At 61.4% G+C, this 18,834-nt stretch carries 18 protein-coding genes and 1 pseudogene; 15 read left to right on the forward strand and 4 right to left on the reverse strand.

What is annotated here, in order from left to right; all coding sequences use genetic code 11:
- The first annotated feature begins 325 nt into the window (after positions 1 to 325).
- From AC0T4W_RS22965 to rsd, 8 genes and pseudogenes are all read left to right on the forward strand, one after another.
- Positions 326 to 1,408 carry a sensor histidine kinase gene (locus AC0T4W_RS22965; RefSeq protein WP_476323219.1) on the forward strand — a complete coding sequence of 361 codons (1,083 nt, stop codon included), beginning with the start codon at positions 326 to 328 and terminating at the stop codon, positions 1,406 to 1,408.
- Positions 1,405 to 2,151: a LytR/AlgR family response regulator transcription factor gene (locus AC0T4W_RS22970; protein WP_476323222.1), complete on the forward strand. Its 747-nt coding sequence runs from the start codon at positions 1,405 to 1,407 to the stop codon at positions 2,149 to 2,151. Before AC0T4W_RS22965 ends, AC0T4W_RS22970 begins: the two co-directional genes overlap by 4 nt.
- Before the next feature lie 157 nt (positions 2,152 to 2,308).
- Complete coding sequence (gene hemC, locus AC0T4W_RS22975; protein WP_476323225.1) at positions 2,309 to 3,247, forward strand: hydroxymethylbilane synthase; 939 nt, start codon at positions 2,309 to 2,311, stop codon at positions 3,245 to 3,247.
- Positions 3,244 to 3,999: pseudogene (locus tag AC0T4W_RS22980) on the forward strand (uroporphyrinogen-III synthase); the annotation flags it as partial. The gene hemC and the pseudogene AC0T4W_RS22980, both read left to right, overlap by 4 nt.
- A gap of 33 nt (positions 4,000 to 4,032) precedes the next feature.
- Entirely contained in the window at positions 4,033 to 5,241 is a 1,209-nt protein-coding gene (locus AC0T4W_RS22985; protein ID WP_476323846.1) for a uroporphyrinogen-III C-methyltransferase, read from the forward strand.
- A complete protein-coding gene (locus AC0T4W_RS22990; RefSeq protein ID WP_476323228.1) occupies positions 5,238 to 6,488 on the forward strand; it encodes a heme biosynthesis HemY N-terminal domain-containing protein in 1,251 nt (416 codons plus the stop codon). The genes AC0T4W_RS22985 and AC0T4W_RS22990 overlap by 4 nt, the downstream gene beginning before the upstream one ends.
- A 24-nt stretch (positions 6,489 to 6,512) precedes the next feature.
- On the forward strand, positions 6,513 to 7,055 hold the full coding sequence (locus tag AC0T4W_RS22995) for a DUF3833 domain-containing protein (protein WP_476323231.1): 543 nt from the start codon (positions 6,513 to 6,515) through the stop codon (positions 7,053 to 7,055).
- A gap of 196 nt (positions 7,056 to 7,251) precedes the next feature.
- Positions 7,252 to 7,725, forward strand: a complete 474-nt coding sequence (gene rsd, locus AC0T4W_RS23000) for a sigma D regulator (RefSeq protein ID WP_476323234.1) — start codon at positions 7,252 to 7,254, stop codon at positions 7,723 to 7,725.
- A 12-nt stretch (positions 7,726 to 7,737) separates the two neighbouring features.
- On the opposite strand, the gene AC0T4W_RS23005 is transcribed toward rsd, so the two are convergent.
- Positions 7,738 to 8,382 carry an FKBP-type peptidyl-prolyl cis-trans isomerase gene (locus AC0T4W_RS23005; RefSeq protein ID WP_476323237.1) on the reverse strand — a complete coding sequence of 215 codons (645 nt, stop codon included), beginning with the start codon at positions 8,380 to 8,382 and terminating at the stop codon, positions 7,738 to 7,740.
- A 125-nt stretch (positions 8,383 to 8,507) separates the two neighbouring features.
- Here AC0T4W_RS23005 and AC0T4W_RS23010 point away from each other — a divergent pair, with 125 nt between their 5' ends.
- Positions 8,508 to 9,326: an AlgP family protein gene (locus AC0T4W_RS23010; RefSeq protein ID WP_476323239.1), complete on the forward strand. Its 819-nt coding sequence runs from the start codon at positions 8,508 to 8,510 to the stop codon at positions 9,324 to 9,326.
- On the opposite strand, the gene AC0T4W_RS23015 is transcribed toward AC0T4W_RS23010, so the two are convergent.
- Entirely contained in the window at positions 9,323 to 9,787 is a 465-nt protein-coding gene (locus AC0T4W_RS23015) for a TIGR02444 family protein (RefSeq protein WP_476323242.1), read from the reverse strand. The genes AC0T4W_RS23010 and AC0T4W_RS23015 overlap by 4 nt on opposite strands.
- 384 nt (positions 9,788 to 10,171) lie before the next feature.
- Between AC0T4W_RS23015 and AC0T4W_RS23020 the strand changes: the two genes are divergently transcribed.
- The 3 genes from AC0T4W_RS23020 (at position 10,172) to rhtB (ending at position 13,384) form a co-directional block, all read left to right on the forward strand.
- On the forward strand, positions 10,172 to 12,082 hold the full coding sequence (locus tag AC0T4W_RS23020; RefSeq protein ID WP_476323245.1) for an ATP-binding cassette domain-containing protein: 1,911 nt from the start codon (positions 10,172 to 10,174) through the stop codon (positions 12,080 to 12,082).
- 8 nt (positions 12,083 to 12,090) lie between these two features.
- Positions 12,091 to 12,687 carry a mechanosensitive ion channel domain-containing protein gene (locus AC0T4W_RS23025; protein WP_476323849.1) on the forward strand — a complete coding sequence of 199 codons (597 nt, stop codon included), beginning with the start codon at positions 12,091 to 12,093 and terminating at the stop codon, positions 12,685 to 12,687.
- Positions 12,688 to 12,754: 67 nt separating this feature from the next.
- Positions 12,755 to 13,384 carry a homoserine/homoserine lactone efflux protein gene (rhtB, locus tag AC0T4W_RS23030; RefSeq protein WP_476323248.1) on the forward strand — a complete coding sequence of 210 codons (630 nt, stop codon included), beginning with the start codon at positions 12,755 to 12,757 and terminating at the stop codon, positions 13,382 to 13,384.
- A gap of 15 nt (positions 13,385 to 13,399) precedes the next feature.
- On the opposite strand, the gene AC0T4W_RS23035 is transcribed toward rhtB, so the two are convergent.
- Complete coding sequence (locus AC0T4W_RS23035; RefSeq protein ID WP_476323251.1) at positions 13,400 to 14,173, reverse strand: SDR family NAD(P)-dependent oxidoreductase; 774 nt, start codon at positions 14,171 to 14,173, stop codon at positions 13,400 to 13,402.
- 158 nt (positions 14,174 to 14,331) lie between these two features.
- Between AC0T4W_RS23035 and AC0T4W_RS23040 the strand changes: the two genes are divergently transcribed.
- The 3 genes from AC0T4W_RS23040 (at position 14,332) to AC0T4W_RS23050 (ending at position 16,634) form a co-directional block, all read left to right on the forward strand.
- Positions 14,332 to 14,793 carry a YaiI/YqxD family protein gene (locus AC0T4W_RS23040; RefSeq protein ID WP_476323254.1) on the forward strand — a complete coding sequence of 154 codons (462 nt, stop codon included), beginning with the start codon at positions 14,332 to 14,334 and terminating at the stop codon, positions 14,791 to 14,793.
- Positions 14,794 to 15,000: 207 nt separating this feature from the next.
- Positions 15,001 to 15,720 carry a cysteine hydrolase family protein gene (locus tag AC0T4W_RS23045; RefSeq protein WP_476323852.1) on the forward strand — a complete coding sequence of 240 codons (720 nt, stop codon included), beginning with the start codon at positions 15,001 to 15,003 and terminating at the stop codon, positions 15,718 to 15,720.
- A gap of 14 nt (positions 15,721 to 15,734) precedes the next feature.
- Positions 15,735 to 16,634: a LysR family transcriptional regulator gene (locus AC0T4W_RS23050; protein WP_476323257.1), complete on the forward strand. Its 900-nt coding sequence runs from the start codon at positions 15,735 to 15,737 to the stop codon at positions 16,632 to 16,634.
- Positions 16,635 to 16,708: 74 nt separating this feature from the next.
- Here the strand turns inward: AC0T4W_RS23050 and AC0T4W_RS23055 are convergent, their stop codons facing one another.
- Entirely contained in the window at positions 16,709 to 18,832 is a 2,124-nt protein-coding gene (locus tag AC0T4W_RS23055) for a putative bifunctional diguanylate cyclase/phosphodiesterase (protein ID WP_476323260.1), read from the reverse strand.
- Between the last annotated feature and the right edge of the window lie 2 nt (positions 18,833 to 18,834).

An 18,834-nucleotide genomic window follows, 5' to 3' on the forward strand; every position in this document is an offset into this window, starting at 1 on the left:
AAATTCGCCGCGTCGCTTTGTCGGTGGCCCCAGCTAGGAGCCTGTCGGGCTTGACCGTTCGTAGCGAGGGAAAGTCCGGATCGAGTCAGTTTTGTTGGTCTTTCGAGGCGAATAGCGAGCTATTTAACGAGAAAGAGCAGCAAAAATGGCCGAGTCCGGCTTTTCCGCAGTAGAACAGTGTCAAGTCCGACAGGCTCCTAGGCTGCAGTAGAGCAATGTTGCGCCGGTCACAGTTTTCGCGCGGCGGGCGCATTTCGGTGCTTTATTTTGCCCGGTCGCAGCTGTCTAACTTGCTGCTGGCGCGGCTCACGCGGAAACTGCGAGGATGAAAATAAAAAGCGCTCTATTAGAAAAACAACCACCGCTGGTCGATGACTTCTTCGTGCCCGAGCTTTGCCAGCCAGAAGCCCTGCTGAGCATGGTGCTGTTGGCCGAGTTGCTGGTGTTGGTGTTGGTGTTGTCCGAGCCGATGCAGCCGGGCTTCGATTGGGTACGCCTGGCGCTGACGTCGCTGTTTGTGCAGTGGATCGTGCTGCTCTCGGCCGCCGTACTGTGTCGCCTGCGCCCGCTGATGGCGCGCATGCCTGCGGCCACGGCCGGTGCCTTGTGCTGCGCGATTGTGGTCGCTCTGAGTTTGATCTGTACCGCCGTGGCGGACTATTACGAGCTGGGCGGGCCGTTGCCGCGTACCGGCGAGGTCAACCTGTATCTGCGCCATGCCTTGATCAGCCTGATCATGTCGGCGTTGCTGCTGCGTTACTTCTACCTGCAAAGCCAGTGGCGTAAGCAGGAGCAAGCCGAGCTGCGCGCGCGCATCGAGTCGCTGCAGGCGCGCATTCGCCCACACTTTCTGTTCAACAGCCTGAACAGTATCGCCAGCCTGGTGGTGATCGACCCGTACAAGGCCGAGCAGGCGGTGCTGGATCTCTCCGATCTGTTCCGCGCCAGCCTGGCCAAACCCGGCAGCCTGGTGCCCTGGCGCGAGGAGCTGGAACTGGCGCAGCGATATTTGTCGATTGAGCGCTATCGGCTCGGCGAGCGTCTACAGTTGCAGTGGGAGATTGTCGATGTGCCGGATGATCTGCCGATTCCACAACTGACGTTGCAGCCCTTACTGGAAAACGCCTTGATCTACGGTGTTGCACCGCGCATCGAGGGCGGTCTGGTGCGGGTCGAGGCGAGTTATCACGAGGGGGTATTCCAGCTGTGCGTGAGCAACCCATACGAACAACTAGGCGAGCAGCCGCCATCGCGCGGCACCCATCAGGCGCTGAACAATATAGACGCACGACTGGTGGCACTTTTCGGGCCGCGTGCCAGTCTCAGCGTAGAGCGCCGTGACGGACGCCACTTCACTTGTCTACGCTATCCTTGTGCGAGACCCAAGCAGGAAGCCCGTGCATTATGAATGTCCTGATTGTCGATGATGAACCCTTGGCCCGAGAGCGCCTGAGCCGTATGGTGGGCGAACTCGAGGGCTACCGTGTGCTTGAACCCGCAGCCAGCAACGGCGAGGAGGCCCTGAGTCTGATCGACAGCCTGAAGCCGGATGTGGTGTTACTGGATATCCGCATGCCGGGCCTGGACGGTCTGCAGGTGGCGGCCAAGCTGTGTGAGCGCGAGGCGCCACCGGCGGTGATTTTCTGCACCGCCCATGATGAATTTGCCCTGGAAGCCTTTCAGGTCAGCGCCGTCGGCTACCTCGTCAAACCGGTGCGCGCGGAAAGCCTCAGTGAAGCGCTGAAGAAAGCCGAACGACCCAACCGCGTGCAGCTGGCCGCCCTGACCCGTCCTGCGCTAGACGGCGGTGGCGGCCCGCGCAGCCATATCAGTGCGCGTACCCGTAAAGGCATTGAGCTGATCCCGTTGGATCATGTGATCTACTTTATCGCCGACCACAAATACGTGACCCTGCGCCACGCTGGCGGCGAAGTGCTGCTGGATGAACCGCTGAAGGCATTGGAAGACGAATTTGGTGATCGCTTTGTGCGCATCCACCGCAATGCCCTGGTGGCCCGTGAACGTATCGAGCGCCTGCAGCGCACGCCGCTCGGTCATTTTCAGCTGTTCCTCAAGGGCATGAACGAGGAAGCATTGATTGTCAGCCGCCGGCATGTGGCCGGGGTGCGCAAACTAATGCACAACCTTTAGCGTTCTGGCTGGATCTGCTGCGCGTCGGCGATCCTGCGTTGGAAACAGGCTCGCAAGATCCGGTACTGGTTGCTAAGGAGCTTTAGCTGCTTGGGTCGCAGGCCTGATGTGGGCCAGCCTGTTATTATCCTCGGCAGTTCGTTTTCTGGAATTGCCCATGTCTCGCGAAATTCGCATCGCCACCCGTAAAAGTGCCCTGGCCCTCTGGCAGGCCGAACATGTCAAAGCCCGGCTGGAGCAGGCGCATCCTGGCCTCAAGGTCAGCCTGGTGCCCATGGTCAGCCGTGGCGACAAGCTACTCGATGCGCCGCTGGCGAAGATTGGCGGCAAGGGTTTGTTTGTCAAAGAGCTGGAAACCGCGATGCTGGAGAATCAGGCCGACATCGCCGTGCATTCGATGAAGGATGTGCCGATGGACTTCCCCGAAGGCCTGGGCCTGTACTGCATCTGCGAGCGTGAAGATCCGCGCGATGCCTTTGTTTCCAACACCTATGCCAACCTCGATGCCTTGCCCGCTGGTAGCGTGGTCGGTACTTCCAGCCTGCGCCGCCAGGCCCAGCTGCTGGCGCGCCGGCCGGATCTGAAAATCCAGTTCCTGCGTGGTAACGTCAACACCCGCTTGGCCAAACTGGATGCCGGCGAGTACGACGCCATTATCCTTGCTGCAGCCGGCCTGATTCGACTGGGTTTTGAGGAGCGCATCCGTTCCTCGATCAGCGCTGAAGACAGCCTGCCAGCAGGCGGCCAGGGCGCGGTGGGCATTGAGTGCCGCACTGCTGACAGCGAAATCCATGCACTGTTGGCACCCCTGCATCACCGTGATACCGCGCTGCGGGTAACTGCCGAGCGCGCACTGAACAAGCACTTGAATGGCGGTTGCCAAGTGCCAATCGCCTGTTATGCGGTGCTGGAAGGCGAGCAGCTGTGGTTGCGCGGCCTAGTCGGTCAGCCGGATGGCGGCTTGCTGCTGCGGGCGCAAAGCCGTGCTCCGCTGGCCCAGGCTGAACAGCTGGGTGTGCAGGTAGCCGAAGCGCTGCTGGCCCAGGGTGCTGCGGCCATTCTGCAAGCCGTTTACGGCGAGGCCGCCGCCGAGTGAGTGGATGGCGTGTACTGCTGACGCGACCGGCTCAAGAATCGGCCGTGCTGGCAGCAACCCTGGCCGAGCAGGGCATCTACAGCAATAGCTTGCCGCTGCTGGCCATCGAGGCGTTGAGCGAAAGTGCCGAACAGCGGGCCAAGCTTGCCGATTTGCAGCGCTACTGCGCGGTAATCGTGGTGAGCAAACCGGCCGCGCGCTTGGGCCTCGACCTGCTGGATCGTTATCAAACATCGGCGCCTGCCGAGCAGCCCTGGTTCAGCGTTGGTGCGGCCACGGCGCAGATTATCCGTGAGCATGGCCTGCAGGTGCATTACCCCGAGCACGCTGATGACAGCGAAGCCCTGCTGGCTGTGCCGCAGTTGCAGCAGGCGCTGGCAGCAGCCGCCAGCCCGCAGGTGCTGATCCTGCGTGGCGAGGGTGGCCGAGAGTTATTGGCCGAGCGCTTGCGCGGCCAAGGCGTGCAGGTGGACTATCTGCCACTGTATCGTCGAGTGCTGCCGGATTACCCTCCGGCGGCGCTGATTGAGCGGGTCCAGGCTGAACGCCTGAACGCTCTGGTGGTCAGCAGTGGGCAGGGCTTTGTGCATTTGCGCGAGCTGGCCGCTGACGCCTGGGCCGAACTGGCCCGGCTACCCTTGTTTGTACCTAGCCCGCGAGTTGCCGAAATGGCCCGCGCGGCGGGTGCACAATTTGTTGTGGACTGCCGTGGCGCGAGTGCTGCGGCGTTGCTGGCAGCCTTGCAGGCGCAACCTGCCCCGATCTCTGACGCAAAGGATGGATACGTGAGCGAAGCAACTACTCCGAAAGAGCAAGCCCCGAATGATCGCGACCTGAAACCGCAGGAGCCGGCGCAGGTGGATGCCGTCGCTGCGAAGCCGGTTACGCCAACACCTGCTGCGGGCAAACCGGCTTCGGGTGGCAACGGTCTGGCGCTGCTGGCCTTGTTGATCGCTGCTGCTGGCGCCGGCGCAGGTGGTTGGGGGCTTTGGCAGTTGCAGGCGCTGGACGCTCGTGAGCAACAACAGCAAGGCCAGCTGCAGGAGGCGCGTAACGAAGCGCAGAACTTGGCGCAGAACCTTACGCAGACTGGCCAGAAGTTGGAGGCGCGGCTCGATCAGCTGCCCAGCGTCGAGGACCTGGAAACCCGTCGCCGTTTGCTGACCCGGCTGCAGGGCGATCAGCAATTGCTCAACCAGCGCCTGGAAACCGTGCTGGGTGCCAGCCGTCAGGACTGGCGCCTGGCCGAGGCCGAGCATCTGCTGCGTCTGGCCAGCCTGCGCCTGTCCGCGTTGCAGGACATCAACAGCGCCACCGCGCTGGTGCAGGCAGCCGATGAAATCCTCCATGAGCAGGATGACCCCGCCGCCTTCGCCGCCCGCGAGCAGCTGGCCAAAAGCCTGCAAGCACTGCGCTCGACCGCCAACCCGGACCGTACCGGGCTGTTTCTGCAACTCGGCGCCTTGCGTGAGCAGGTGGCGCAGCTCAATGCCCTGGCCCCGAGCTTCAGCGGCGAGGGTGGTGTGCTTAGCGAGCTGGCTGCCGAAGGTGTGATGGAACCGCAGTGGTGGCAGCGTGGCCTGCAGACCTTGTCGGAATACTTTCGTATCGATTTCAACGCCGACCGCAATATCCGCCCGATACTCGCCGGCCAAAGCCTGACTCAGGTACGCCTGGCCCTCAGCCTTGCGTTGGAACAGGCCCAGTGGGGCGCATTGCATGGCCAAAGCAACGTCTATCGCCAGGCCTTGCAGCAGGCGCGTGAAGTGCTGGATGGACATTTTGATGTGGACAACCCCAATAGTCGCGCCCTGCGTGCGCGCATTGATGAGCTGGCCGATCGCCCGATTGCGGTGACGCCGCCGGATCTCAGCGCGACGCTGAATGCCGTGCAGGCATACATACAAGCCAAGCAGGCCGCTCGCAGCCAGCAGAAAGTCGAGGCTGAGCCCGCCGCAGCGGCCAGCGATGATGTCGAGGAGGCGCTGCAATGAAGCGCCTCTATTGGTTGCTGCTGATTCTGGCGGTGGTTGTCGGCGTCGCCAGCCTGGTGTTGTTCGGTCTGCCACTGGCAGAACACAAGGGCTATGTGCTGATTGCCTTCCAGGGCTTTCGCTATGAGTCCAGCCTGTGGGCCTTTGTTGCCCTGGTGCTGGCGCTCTGGCTGCTGATCTATCTAGTGCGCTTGAGCGTACGACTGCTGGTCACCTCGGGTGGCCTGCTCAACCCTTGGTCGCGCTTGCATAACCGTCGTCGCGTACGGCTGGCGTCCGAACAGGGCTTTCTTGATCTCGCCGAGGGTCGCTGGGCCCGTGCCCTGCGTCATCTGCAGCGCGCCGCCGTCGATGCGCCGCAACCGTTGAGTTATTACCTGGGCGCTGCTCGCGCCGCGCATCAGTTGGGGCATTACAGCGACAGCGACGATCTGCTGGAGCAGGCCCTCAATCGCCAACCGCAAGCCGAGCTGGCGATTGCCTTGCAACATGCCGAGCTGCAACTGGCGCGCGGGCAGACCGATGCCGCGCTGGAGACCCTGCAGGTGATGCGTTCGCGTCATCCGCACCATCACCTGGTGTTGCGTCAACTGCAGCAACTGTACCTGCAGTCAGGCGATTGGCCGGCTTTACTCGGGCTGATACCTGATCTGCGCAAGGAAAAAGCCCTGGGCAATGCCGAACTGAGTGAGCTTGAGCGTCAGGCCTGGCGTGGACGTTTGCTGCAGGCAGGGCGACAAGCTGAAGGTGATACACAGGCGGCGCTGCTGGCAGTGCAAAAAACCTGGCAGGCGATGTCGACAGCGCAGCATCAGGAGCCCGAACTGCTGGCGGTGTATGCCGAGCAACTGCGTCATCTGGGTGCTGAAGCCGAGGCGGAGGAGCTGCTGCGCCACTTCTTGAAACAGCACTACGACACCGCCCTGATGCGTCTCTACGGTTTGCTGCGTGGGCGCGATCTGGGTAAACAGCTGCAAGCGGCCGAGGGTTGGTTGAAGCAGCATCCGCAGGATGCTGGTTTGCTCCTGACGCTGGGTCGGTTGTGCCTGCATAGCCAGTTGTGGGGTAAGGCTAAGGATTACCTGGAAAGCAGTCTGGCCTTTCAGCGTCACCCGGAGACTTGTGCTGAGCTGGCGCGCCTACTGGCGCAACTGGGTGACCTGGAGCGCAGCAACAGTCTGTATCAAGAAGGCCTGCGCCTGCTTGATGCACGCCTTTGTACGCCGGTTTTGCCTGCTGCGAGTTGATTTAGCCCGTTTATTGAGGTGCTTATGCGAACGCTGTTGATCTGTTGTCTGGTGGCGCTGCTGGCGGGTTGTGCCGGCCCGCAGGTGAATGATTATGCCAGCGAGCAGCCGCGTCTGGAGCTGAGCGATTACTTCAATGGCGACTTGCAGGCCTGGGGCATGTTCCAGAACCGTTCCGGCGAGGTGATCAAACGTTTCCATGTGGCCATGACCGGTACCTGGGATGGCGATGTGGGCGTGCTCGACGAGCGCTTTACCTACAGCGATGGCAGCACAGAACGGCGCGTTTGGACGCTTACCAAGCAGGCCGATGGCAGTTGGCGTGGCACTGCGGATGACGTGGTCGGGGAGGCGGTTGGCCAGGTCGCCGGCAATGCCTTGCACTGGCGATACAAGCTGCGTTTGAAGGTTGATGACTCAACCTACGTGGTTGATTTTGATGACTGGATGTTTCTGATGGACGGTCAAGTGATGCTCAACCGGGCGCGCATGTCGAAGTGGGGCGTTGATCTAGGCCAGGTAACGCTGAGCTTTTACAGGCCTGTGGCGGTTGATCGGACTGAGTAGCTGTCGGTTAAACGCTTGTATGAAATTTTCTCCAGCGCTACCTTGAAGGCCTAGGCCAGCGGGAATAATCTGGCTCACAGATACCGCCGGAAAGTTGCCGCTTCACGGTTGTCTTCCCAGACCTTGCACGGACTGACAAAAATCTGTCTCGATGCGGGCATACAACACTAATAGCAATAGGGAAGTAGAGGTCATCATGCTCGAGAGTTGTCAGAACGCCCAGGAACGTTGGGGTGGGGTTCACCTACTGATTGACCGCTGGCTGCAAGAGCGCAAAGAGTTGGTGCATGCCTATGCCGCCATCAACAGCTCGCCGCAAGCGCCGAGCGCCAATGCCGAAGCTCTGCAGCGCTTCTGCGAAATCCTCGTTGATTACGTATCAGCCGGCCACTTCGAGGTCTACGAACAGTTGACCAGCGAAGCCAAGGCCTTTGGTGATCAGCGTGGTATCGATCTGGCCAAGCAGATCTACCCGCGCATCGAGGTGATCACCGAAGTGGCGCTGGCCTTCAATGATCGCTGCGACAATGGCGATTGCCATGACTCGGTTTCGTTGCTTGATGAGCTGAAACGTTTGGGGCAGTTACTGCACGAGCGTTTCGAGCTGGAGGACTGCCTCATTGAAGTCCTGCACAACGCCCATCAGGAGCAGGCCGCGCCTGCCCTCTAATGCGCTGACGCGTTACTCCTTGGTGTCGAGCAACTCCAGCTCGAACACCAAGGGCGAGTAGGGCGCAATCAAATCTCCCGCGCCTTCTTCGCCATACGCCTGAGCCGACGGAATCACCAAGCGCCACTGCGCACCCACCGGCATGTGCTGCAGCGCACTGCGCCATCCGGCAATTACGCTGTCCAGGCGAAACCACTGCGCGGTCTGACTTTCGTCGAACTGGCTGCCGTCTGCCAGAAAGCCGATATAGCGCACCTGAATGCGATCCTTCGGGCCGGGTTTACGGCCGCTGCCGGCACGCAGTTCCTGCATCAGCACGCCATCCTGCAGTACACGCACGCCGGCCTTGGCTTTTTCCGTGGCAAGAAAACGCTGCTCGGCTGTCTTGGCTTTTTCGATGCGCTCCGGTGCGTTGGCCAGCTGCGCTTCATGCTCGGCCAGCAGGCTTTCGATGCGTTTGGCATCCAGGGTCAGCGGCTCATTGCGGTAGGCCTGACGCAGGCCATCGAGCAGGGCTTGCAGCTCCAGATCCGGCACCTCGTCGCGCAGCCGCTCACCGAGTTTTACCCCCAGGCTATAGGCTAGGTCGTGCGAGTGGTTGTCCGCTTGAGCCAAGGGGGCGAGCAGGCAGAGCAGTAGCAAGGCGAAACGTGGCATGGGTGTTCTCCGGCCTAAGATGCGCCGATTATGCCAGCCAGGCTCGCAAGCTCAATGCGCGAGGTGGCAAGGCGGGCAAAAGGAGGACTAGTATGACGCCATCTTCATCCGCCAGGAGGCGCGTCATGCCGGCTACAAAGAATGCAAAGAAGAAATCAGTAAGTACCCCGCTGCACCTGTTGCAGCAACTTTCCAGCAGTTTGCTTGAGTATCTTGAAGATGCCTGCACCCGCGCGTTGGTTGATGCCGAGAAGCTGCTCGCCAAGCTGGAAAAGCAACGCGGCAAGGCTCAGGAAAAACTGCATAAAGCCCGTAGCAAAATGCAGGATGCAGCGGTAGCCGGCAAAGCCAAGGCCCAGGCCAAAAGTAAAGAGGCAGTGGCCGAACTGGAGCAACTGCTCGATACCCTTAAAGACCGCCAGAGCGAAACCCGCACCTATATCGCAGGGCTCAAGCGCGATGCGCAGGAAAGCCTGAAACTGGCTCAGGGCGTTGGCAAGGTTAAAGAAGCCGTAAGCAAAGCGCTGGACAGCCGTTCGGCCAAGGCGGCTGCCGTCAAACCTGCTGCCAAGCCCGCTGCGGCTAAAGCTCCGACCAAGCCTGCTGCCAGCAAACCGGCCGCCAAAGCCCCAGCTAAAGCACCCGTCAAGCCCGCTGCCAAAGCACCGGCCAAGACCGCCAGCAAAGCTCCCGCTGCAGCAAAACCTGCGGTGAAGAAACCCGCCGCTGCCAGCAGCGCCAAACCCGCCGCGAGTAAGCCGGCTGCACAGCCTGCCAGCAAGGCAGTCGCCAAACCCGTTGCGAAGCCTGTTGCGCGAAAGCCAGCGGCCAAGTCAGCCGCTAAACCTGTTGCCGCCAAGCCAGCCGTTGCTAAAGCGCCGGTTGTCGCAGCGCCCGCTGCACCTGCCGGCAGCAATGGCAGCACCCCGCCAAGCGCTGTTTAAGCGCTAAAGTGTGCCGCCGCGATGCGCAGCGTTTGCAGCGCATGGTGATTGCCGGGCTGGGGCGCTAGGCGTTCCAGCCAGCTCTGCGGCCCCTCCGCTTCGCCGCTTGGCCAGTTCTGGGTGCGGGCTGCCAGGCGTTCCAGCTGTTCGCGTTCGGCTTCCAGTTCGAGCTGTTTGATCTGTTCACGTAACTGCCTCAGAGCGCTATCGCTCTGCGCTTGCTCACGCCAGTTCTGGCGCAGGTGGCGCAGCGGCACCACCACCTGCTGTTGCCAGGGCTGCGCGATAGTGCGCAGCGCTTCGGCGCGCTCATCGGTACAGGCGATCTTGCGGGTTTCCAGCCAGGCGGCGCAGAGCAGCAGGCACACGTCTGCCCCTTGCGTCTGCAGCAGCAGGCACGCGGCCTCGACGCCAGGGCGTTGATACAGTGCTTCGGCGAATCGCCACAGGTCAGTAGGCATGGTGCTTTCCGGGTTTCACTAGGGTCTGTTGCCGTTTCATTCACGGCCGCGCCGGAGCCTGTTTTTGCGCGAGGCAAGGCACGAGACACGAATTTTGTTCAGCACATCCATGTGCTTCACCCCTTCGGGGCTGGCGCGCAAAAACGCTCCCGGCGTTTTTGTGGTTGTTCCAAATGAGTGTCGAGAAACGCAGTATCGCGCAAAAAACAGGCCCGGCCCTTTGGGTTGCGCGGGAAATGGCCCCCGCTGTTGTTGCAGGACTTGGCAAGGGAATGACCATTACCTGCGTCCTGCGCCTAACCGGGGGCCATTTCTCGCGGCAACGCGGCTCGCGATGAAACGGGAACAGACCCTAAAGGGACTCTGGTAGACTCCGCCGCCATTATGATCCGACTCCTGAACCTGACTTTACAGCGTGGCCCTCAGCGTCTGCTAGAAGACGCCGAGATGACCCTGCACCCCGGCCACAAAGCCGGCCTGATCGGCGCCAACGGCGCCGGCAAATCCAGCCTGTTTGCCCTGTTTCGTGGTGAGCTGAGTGCGGACGCGGGCGACTGCCTGATCCCCGCCGATTGGCGCGTGGCACATATGCGCCAGGAGATCGACGCGGTCGAACGCCAGGCGGTGGACTATGTGCTCGATGGCGACCTGCAGCTGCGCAAGGTGCAGGCCGAACTGGCCGTGGCCGAAGCCGCCCATGACGGCGCTGCCGTGGCGCGCTTGCACACTGAACTCGACACCCTTGATGGCTACAGCGCCGATGCCCGCGCGCGCAAGCTGCTCGCTGGTCTGGGTTTTGACAGCGGGCAGATGGACCGCCGCGTCGGCGACTTCTCCGGTGGCTGGCGCATGCGCCTAAACCTGGCCCAGGCGCTGATGTGTCCGTCCGACTTGCTGCTGCTCGACGAGCCGACCAACCACCTCGACCTCGACGCGATCCTCTGGCTGGAAAGCTGGCTGAAAGGTTACCCCGGCACCTTGCTGCTGATCTCCCATGACCGCGATTTCCTGGATGCCGTAGTGGACCACGTTGCCCACCTCGATCAGCAGAAGCTGACCCTGTATCGCGGCTGTTATTCGGCGTTCGAACGCACCCGTGCTGAGCGTCTGGCGCAGCAGCAGCAGGCGTACGAGAAGCAGCAGGTGCAGCGCGCACACATGGAAAAGTACATCGCCCGCTTCAAAGCTCAGGCCACCAAGGCGCGCCAGGCGCAGAGCCGGATCAAGGCGCTGGAGCGCATGGAAGAACTGTCGGCGGCGCATGTCGATTCGCCCTTCGACTTCAGCTTCCGTGAGGCTGACAAGATATCCAGCCCGCTGCTCAGCCTTAGCGAAGGCCGCCTCGGTTATGGCGACAAGGTGGTGCTGGAGAAGGTCAAACTGAACCTTGCCCCTGGCGCGCGCCTAGGCCTGCTCGGGCCGAACGGCGCGGGCAAGTCGACCCTGATCAAGAACCTGTCGAACGAGTTGCAACCGATCAGCGGCCATCTGCAGCGCGGCGAGAACCTTGTGGTTGGCTACTTTGCCCAGCATCAGCTCGATGCCCTGGACGACAAAGCCAGCCCGCTGCTGCACTTCCAGCGCCTGGCGCCAACCGAGCGCGAGCAGACCCTGCGCGATTTTCTCGGTGGTTTTGACTTCCGTGGCCCGCGTTGCGATGAGCCGGTGCTGAATTTCTCCGGCGGTGAGAAAGCCCGCCTGGCTCTGGCGCTGATTGCCTGGGGCAAACCCAACCTGTTGCTGCTCGATGAGCCGACCAACCACCTCGACCTGGAAATGCGCTTGGCGCTGACCATGGCGTTACAGGAGTTCAGTGGCGCAGTGGTGGTGGTGTCCCACGACCGGCATCTGCTGAAAAGCACCACCGACGAGTTCCTGCTGATCGCCGATGGTTTGGTGCAACCGTTTGATGGTGATCTGGAAGACTACGCTCGCTGGCTGGTGGATTACCGCACCCGGCAGGCGCCGACGAGCAGTGGCGAAAGCAGCCCGGATAAAACCGACAAGCGCGTGCAGCGCCAGGCCGCAGCGGCTTTGCGTCAGCAGCTGGCGCCACACAAGCGCGAAGCCGACAAACTGGAAAAAGAGCTGGGCCAGTTGCACCAGAAGCTCGCCGCCGTCGAAGCCCGTTTGGGTGACAGCGACATCTACGAAGCCGCGCGCAAGGATGAGCTGCGTGATGCCCTGGCCGAGCAGGCCAAGCTGAAGGTTCGCGAAGCCGATCTGGAAGAGCGCTGGATGCTCGCGCTGGAAACCCTCGAAGCCCTGCAAGCCGAGCTGGAGGCCGCCAGTTGAACATCACCCTGCCGACCCTGGAATGGCTGACGACCTGGCAAGAGCCGTTGCTGCGCACGGGTCAGATTATTCTGATTGTGCTGCTGGCATGGCTGTTCCAGCGCATTATCACCCGCGGCATCACCCGCCTCGGCAACCGCTACCCGCAGTTGCCGGCCGAATTGCTGATGCCCCTGCGCGGCCTGCTGCGCTGGTTGATCGTGGGTAGCGCATTCATGCTGGTGCTGGAACGCCTGGGTGTTTCGGCGCAGGTGCTGTGGGCCGCGCTTACCGGCTTTACCGCCGTCGCGGCAGTGGCCTTTTTCGCGATCTGGAGCGTGTTGTCCAACATGTTCTGCGCGTTGCTGATCTTCGCCATGGGGCCCTTTCGCATCGGCGAATGCGTCGAGGTGCTGGAAAGCGCCGACAAGCCCGGCGTGCGTGGGCGAGTGGTGGCAATCAACCTGTTCTATACCACCCTGGAAGACCTCAGCGGCGATGCGCCCGGTGCCTGGGTGCAGATCCCCAATAGTCTGTTTTTCCAAAAAGCCGTGCGCCGCTGGCGCAGTGGCGACATCCCCACTGTGCAAAAAGCCGAGGCACAACCTAGCGGGCTGGGCGAGTAAGCCCGCAAGGGTTAGGCTAGCTGGCCGACCTTTTCGATCTCTTTACCGACCTGTTTGAGGTATCACCATGGCACTGGAAACCTGGCTTGCGTTCTTTGTAGCCTGTTGGGTCATCAGTCTGTCGCCGGGCGCCGGAGCGATTGCCTCGATGTCTGCCGGGCTGCAATACGGTTTTCTGCGTGGCTATTGGAATGCCTTGGGTCTGCAGCTCGGCCTGGCCTTGCAGATTGTGATTGTGGCCGCCGGTGTCGGGGCGATTCTGGCAGCCTCGGAGTTGGCCTTTAGCCTGATCAAGTGGTTTGGCGTGGTCTATCTGGTGTACCTCGGTTATCGCCAGTGGCAGGCGCTACCCAGTGATATGACGGCGCAAACCGAACGGCCCATCGGCCGGCCGCTGACCCTGGTGCTGCGCGGTTTTCTGGTCAACTTCAGCAACCCCAAGGCAATCGTCTTTATGCTTGCGGTGTTGCCGCAGTTCCTTAATCCGCAGGCCCCGCTGCTGAGCCAGTACCTGGTGATGGGCGTGACCATGATCTGCGTCGACCTGATCGTGATGGCCGGCTACACCGGCCTGGCGGCGCGGGTGCTGGGCGCGCTGCGTTCGCCCCGCCAGCAGAAGCTGATGAACCGTACTTTTGGCGCGCTGTTTGTCGGCGCTGCGGCGTTGCTGGCCAGCGTGCGCCGCGCGCCGGTCTGAGCTGCGCAGATATAGCTACCAAGGAATCGGCTGGCCGTCCCAGGCCCAGAACGTGCCAGTCTGCGCCGGGCCGTGCTGTTCGATCTGCGCCAGCAGGCACTCGGCTGAGTAGCTTGGACTAAACAGTTTGTCTGCCGGCACATTGGCCTGGAAGGGTTTCGACAGTTCGGTGTCGGTGGTGCCGGGGTGCAGACTGAGCACGCAGCTGTTGGGGTTAAGCCGGCTCAGCTCGATGCTTGCAGTGTGCAGCAGTTGGTTCAGCGCGGCCTTGCTGGCGCGGTAGCTGTACCAACCGCCGAGGCGGTTGTCGCCAATCGACCCGACCCGCGCCGACAGCGCCGCCACCGTGCAGGCATGCTGGCCGCGTAGCAGCGGAAGCAGGTGCTTGAGCAACAGGATTGGTGCAAAGCTGTTGCGCAGAAAGGTTGCCTGCAGCCCCTCAAGGCTGATCTGCGCCAAACCCTTCTCGGCTTTCGCTGCGCCATCCTGCAGCACGCCAACGGTGCACAGCAGCAGATGTAGGCGCGGGATGACGGTGCGCAGATGCGCGGCCAGCTCGCTCAGCGCTTGTTCATCGCATACATCCACATCCAGGCATTGCAGGCGTTGGCCATATTGCGCTGTCAGCTCAAGTAGGCCGGGCGCCTGACTGGCCCGGCGAGCGATAGCCCAGACCCCGGCGACATCGGCGCGGGCCAGCAATTGTGTGGTCAGTGCCAGGCCAATGCCCCGGCTGGCGCCACAGACCACGACATGTGCCGGTTCTTCCAGGCGTTGCCAAAAACTCATAGGGTTACTCCTTTGCGGTGCGTGGCCTGCCGTTACTGCGATTGAACTGTGCTCGCGGGGCTGAGCCTAGCGCTTCTGAAATGTGCTCGCGAGCGATTACAGTCACGATGCGCGCGTGCTGATCTTAATGCTTGTTTACATACGGAGAATACGCACTGATGCGAGTCTGGATTGATGCCGATGCCTGCCCCAAACCGGCTAAGGATCAGGTGGTGAAGTTCGCCCTGAAACGGCGTTTTGAAGTGCTGTTGGTGGCCGGTCAGGCGCAAGTTAAGCCGGCGTACAGCTGTGTGCGGCTGATCGTGGTGCCCAGCGGCCCGGATGCCGCCGATGATTACCTGGTGGAGCACGCCCTGCCGGGAGAGCTGGTGATCTGCAGCGACGTGCCGCTGGCCGCTCGCCTGGTGAAGAAGGGTGTGGCCGCCCTCGACCCGCGTGGCCGCGAGTTTGATGAGCGCAATATGGGCGACAAGCTGGCGGTGCGTAACCTATTTACTGAGCTGCGCGAGCTAGGCCAGGTCGGCGGCGGCCAGCCACCTTATGGCGAGCGTGACAAGCAGGCGTTCGCCAATTCACTGGATCGTATCTTGACCCGCTTGCAGCGTCAGACTGGCGCGTAACGCTGGCGGTAATAGTTTGCCAAACAGGTAATCCTGCTGCGAGCCGCGCGGTCACTCCGGCAGAAATATCATCTGCGTTGAGGCGCTTAAGATTTGCTCTATTTGTGTGTTTTTTGCACAGATGATGTGCGTAAAGCCGCGTTGTCTCTGGTGATCGTGCTTTCTAGACTGGGCTCCAATTCATTGACGTTGTACAGGAGCTGCACCATGACCCTAGTTGAATCACCCCGTTTCGTTTCTTTGCTGAAAAGCATTCTCGCCAGTTTCAGCCTCGTTGCCGTCAGTAATGCGATGGCCAGCACAGTGGCTGATCAGCCAGCCCATCCGACTATCCGCGCAATGTCTGGGGCAGTACAGATTGAGCGACTTAATCCGGATAGCACCGCTTTGGTAGTGATTGATTTTCAGAACGAATATTTCAGTGGGCGCATGCCGATTCCTGATGGCATTGCAGCCATGAACAAGGCTCGCGAGCTGATCAAGTTTGCTGACCAGGCGAAGATGCCGGTATTCCACGTACAGCATGTGGCTCCCGCAGGATCGCCGGTTTTTGCACTGGATGGCGAGACGGTCAAGTTCCACCCGAAAATGCAGCCGCGTGCTCAGGATTATGTTCTGCAAAAATCCACGGTCAGTGTGTTCGCCAGTACTGACCTGGATAAGCAACTCAAACAGGCCGGGATCAAGACCATCATTTTTGCCGGATTGATGACCCACGCCTGCGTCGCCGGTGGTGCTCGGGATGCTGCGCCGTTGGGGTATCAGGTCGTGGTAGCATCCGATGCTTCGGCGACTCGGGCAATTACCCGCGCCAATGGTGAAACGATCGATAAGGACAACCTGCACCGTGCTGCACTGACAGAAATCGAGGACACCTTCGGTGACGTCATGACCACGGAGCAGATTGTCCGCCTGCCATACAACTGAGTAGCGAGGCTCCGGTGAATCAACTGCTGGCCATGCGGGCATTCCGTTGTATCGTCGAGTTCCGTGGTTTTACTGCCGCCGCCGAGCGGCTGGACACGACTCATTCAACGGTTTCCCGGCAGTTGCAGCAGCTGGAGACGGCGCTTGGTACGCGCTTGATCAACCGCAATACTCGCCGCTTCAGCCTGACAACTGCGGGAGAAAAGTACTACGCCGCCTGCGTTGATATTCTTGAACGTATCGACCAAGCCGCGTTGGCGGCGGGCGAGGCTCATGACAGCCCCAGCGGTTTATTGCGAATCAGTGTGCCGATGGTAATTGGAACGCTGGAGCTGGCTAGCTGGCTGCCGCTGTTTCAGCAGCGTTACCCGGAGATTCAGGTTGAGCTCTCTTGTAATGACGGCTTTGTCGATCTGATTGCTGAGGGTTTCGATGTGGCATTGCGGATCAGCGGACCTCTAGCGGATTCCTCGCTGGTGGCGCGTCTGCTTGCCGTCTCTCCGCTACTATTGGTGGCCTCGCCGGCTTATGTGGTGCGCAATGGGCTGGTGCGTCAGGTGCGGGAGTTAAGCGAGCATCAATTACTGGCATTCGCTGCGAATAGTGACTGGTCGCTGGTCGATGCTCGCGGTGGTACCACGCGTGTGCCAGTGCAAGGGCGTTTCAAAACTGATTCGATCAGCTCGTTGCACGCCGCAGCGCTTGCCGGCGCAGGCGTCGCCGCGTTCACCCAAATTACTGTGCAAGAGGATCTACTGCGTGGGGCTTTGGTGCAGATTCTGCCCAATTACAGCCTTGGCCAGCGGCATTATTATGCGTTGTACCCTCACGCCCGGCATGTGGCGCTGAAAGTTCAGGTGTTCGTTACGTTCATGGCCGAGCATTACCGTGCCATGGCCGCGCCATTGCGTTAGGGGCATAGCCATGCGGTCGCAGTTGGCTCGGTGGGTGCCCAGCGGGCCGGATGCAGCGGACGTTGGGCGGGCTCTTAGACTGGCGCGTAACGCTGGCGGTAATGCCCGCCATCCAGCCAGCTATGCAGTTCGCCCAGCGGCAGTGGTTGGCTGAACAAGTAACCTTGCAGCAGGTCGCACTGCTGCTCCTGCAAAAACACCAGTTGCTCGACGTTCTCCACGCCTTCTGCGACCACCCGTAGATTGAGCTTGTGCGCCATGGCGATGATCGCTGAGGTGATCGCCATGGCGCTGTCGGAACCGGGGATTTCGTGAATAAAGCTGCGGTCGATCTTCAGGCTGTCTACAGGCAGGCGGCTAAGGTACTGCAGCGATGAATAGCCGGTACCGAAGTCATCAATGCTGATGGTCATGCCCAGAGCGCGAACCTTGTCGAGTTGCGTCTGTGCGGCGCTAAGGTCGTGCATCAGAGCGTTTTCCGTGACCTCCAGGGTCAGCGAGCTAAGCGGCAGGTCGGCGCGTTGCAGTTCGATTTCCAGGGCTTTGACCAGGTGCGGTTGCAGCAGGCTCAGGGCCGAGCAGTTGACCCCCAGGTGCATCTGTCGGTGGCCATTGTTGTGCAGCCACTTGAGGTCGCGGCAGGCGCGCTTGAGCACCCAGATATCCAGCTCATGGATAAAGCCGTGTTGCTCGGCAATCCGTACGAAGCGTTCCGGGCTGATCACTCCCAGCTCGCTGTGCTGCCAGCGCACCAGAGCTTCCAGGGCGACTACCTGATCGCCGCGCGCTGACAGAATGGGTTGGTAATACACCTGCAGCATGTCGCGGTTCAGCGCCAGGCGCAGTTCCTGTTCCAGGCTGAGTTCTTGCTGCGCGTCGTGTTCCAGCTGGGTGCTGAAGCCCAGGCAGTGATTGCGCCCCTGGCGCTTGCAGTGGCCAAGGGCGATACCGGCTTGTTTTAGCAGTTGGCCGGCGTCGTTGGCATCCTGCGGATAACGGCTGATGCCGATACTGGCGCTCAGGCTGAGTTTGCCGCTTTCCAGGCTGAAGGGTTGGCGGATCTGCGCCAGGATGCGCTCGGCCAGTTGGCTGCCCTGCTGCAGGGGTACGTTGAGGGCAAAGGCGCAGAATTCGTCACCGGAAAAACGCGCGAGCAAGTCTTCGCGACCGAGGACGCTGCGGATGCGCGCGCCGACCTGCTTCAGCAGTTCATCGCCCCGGCCGTGCCCGAGGCTATCGTTGATCCGTTTGAAGTTGTCTAGGTCAATAAACAGCAAGGTAGCGCCGTGCGGTGGCGTGGTGGCCAGGGTGGTGTCGAGTATCTGGCTGAAAGCCTGGCCGTTGAGTAGGCCGGTCAGGCCGTCGTAATGGGTCAGGGTGTCCAATTGCTGGGCCAGCTGAAGCAACTGCCGGCGCTCCTGGCGCAGGCGCTGATCGGCCCAGCCGGCCAGCGCGCCAATCAGGATGATCAGCAAGGCGATCAGGGCAATTGCCGCCCCCAGCAGTTGATGGCCTTCCTGGCTGGCCGCCGTTTGCAGCGGCTGATCCAGCGGCACGCTGAGGGTCAGCGCGGCCATGCCGGTGAAGTGCATGGAGGCAATTGCGCCGCCCATGATCAGGCTGGCCAGCAGGCGCAGCCAGTTGGCGCGGCGGCCGCTTTGCCCGCGAAAATAACCGGCCAGCAGCAGAGCCGCGAGCGAGGCGACGATGGCGACCAGGATTGACCACAGAAACAGGCCAGGGTCGTAGTGCTGGCTGGCCGTCGAGCGGATAGCCGCCATGCCGGTGTAGTGCATGGTGGCGATGCCGCTGCCAGCGACGATTGCAGCCGCCACGCTTTGCCAGAGGCGCAGCCGCTTATGGCCGATTACCCGCATCACTACATAGGACACGGCGATGGCGATAAACAGGGAGAAGAAGGTGATGTTGATGTCGTAGCTGAGCGACAGCGGTGCGGAAAAGGCCAGCATGGCGACGAAGTGCATCGACCAGATACCACCGCCCAAGGCCCAAGCCCCGACCCAGCGCCAGAGTTCGCGGCTCTGCTCGCGGCTGACCCGTTCAGCCATATTCAGTGCGGTAAAGCCTGCAGCGCTGGCGATCAGGTAGGACAGCAGCACCAGTAGCGGGTCATGACTGCAGTCGAGCAGGACCATCTGGTCCGCTGCAGGCGGGCTGAAAAAGGGCAGTGAAAACATTC

The sequence above is a fragment of the Pseudomonas sp. C7.1 genome (genome assembly GCF_056312395.1).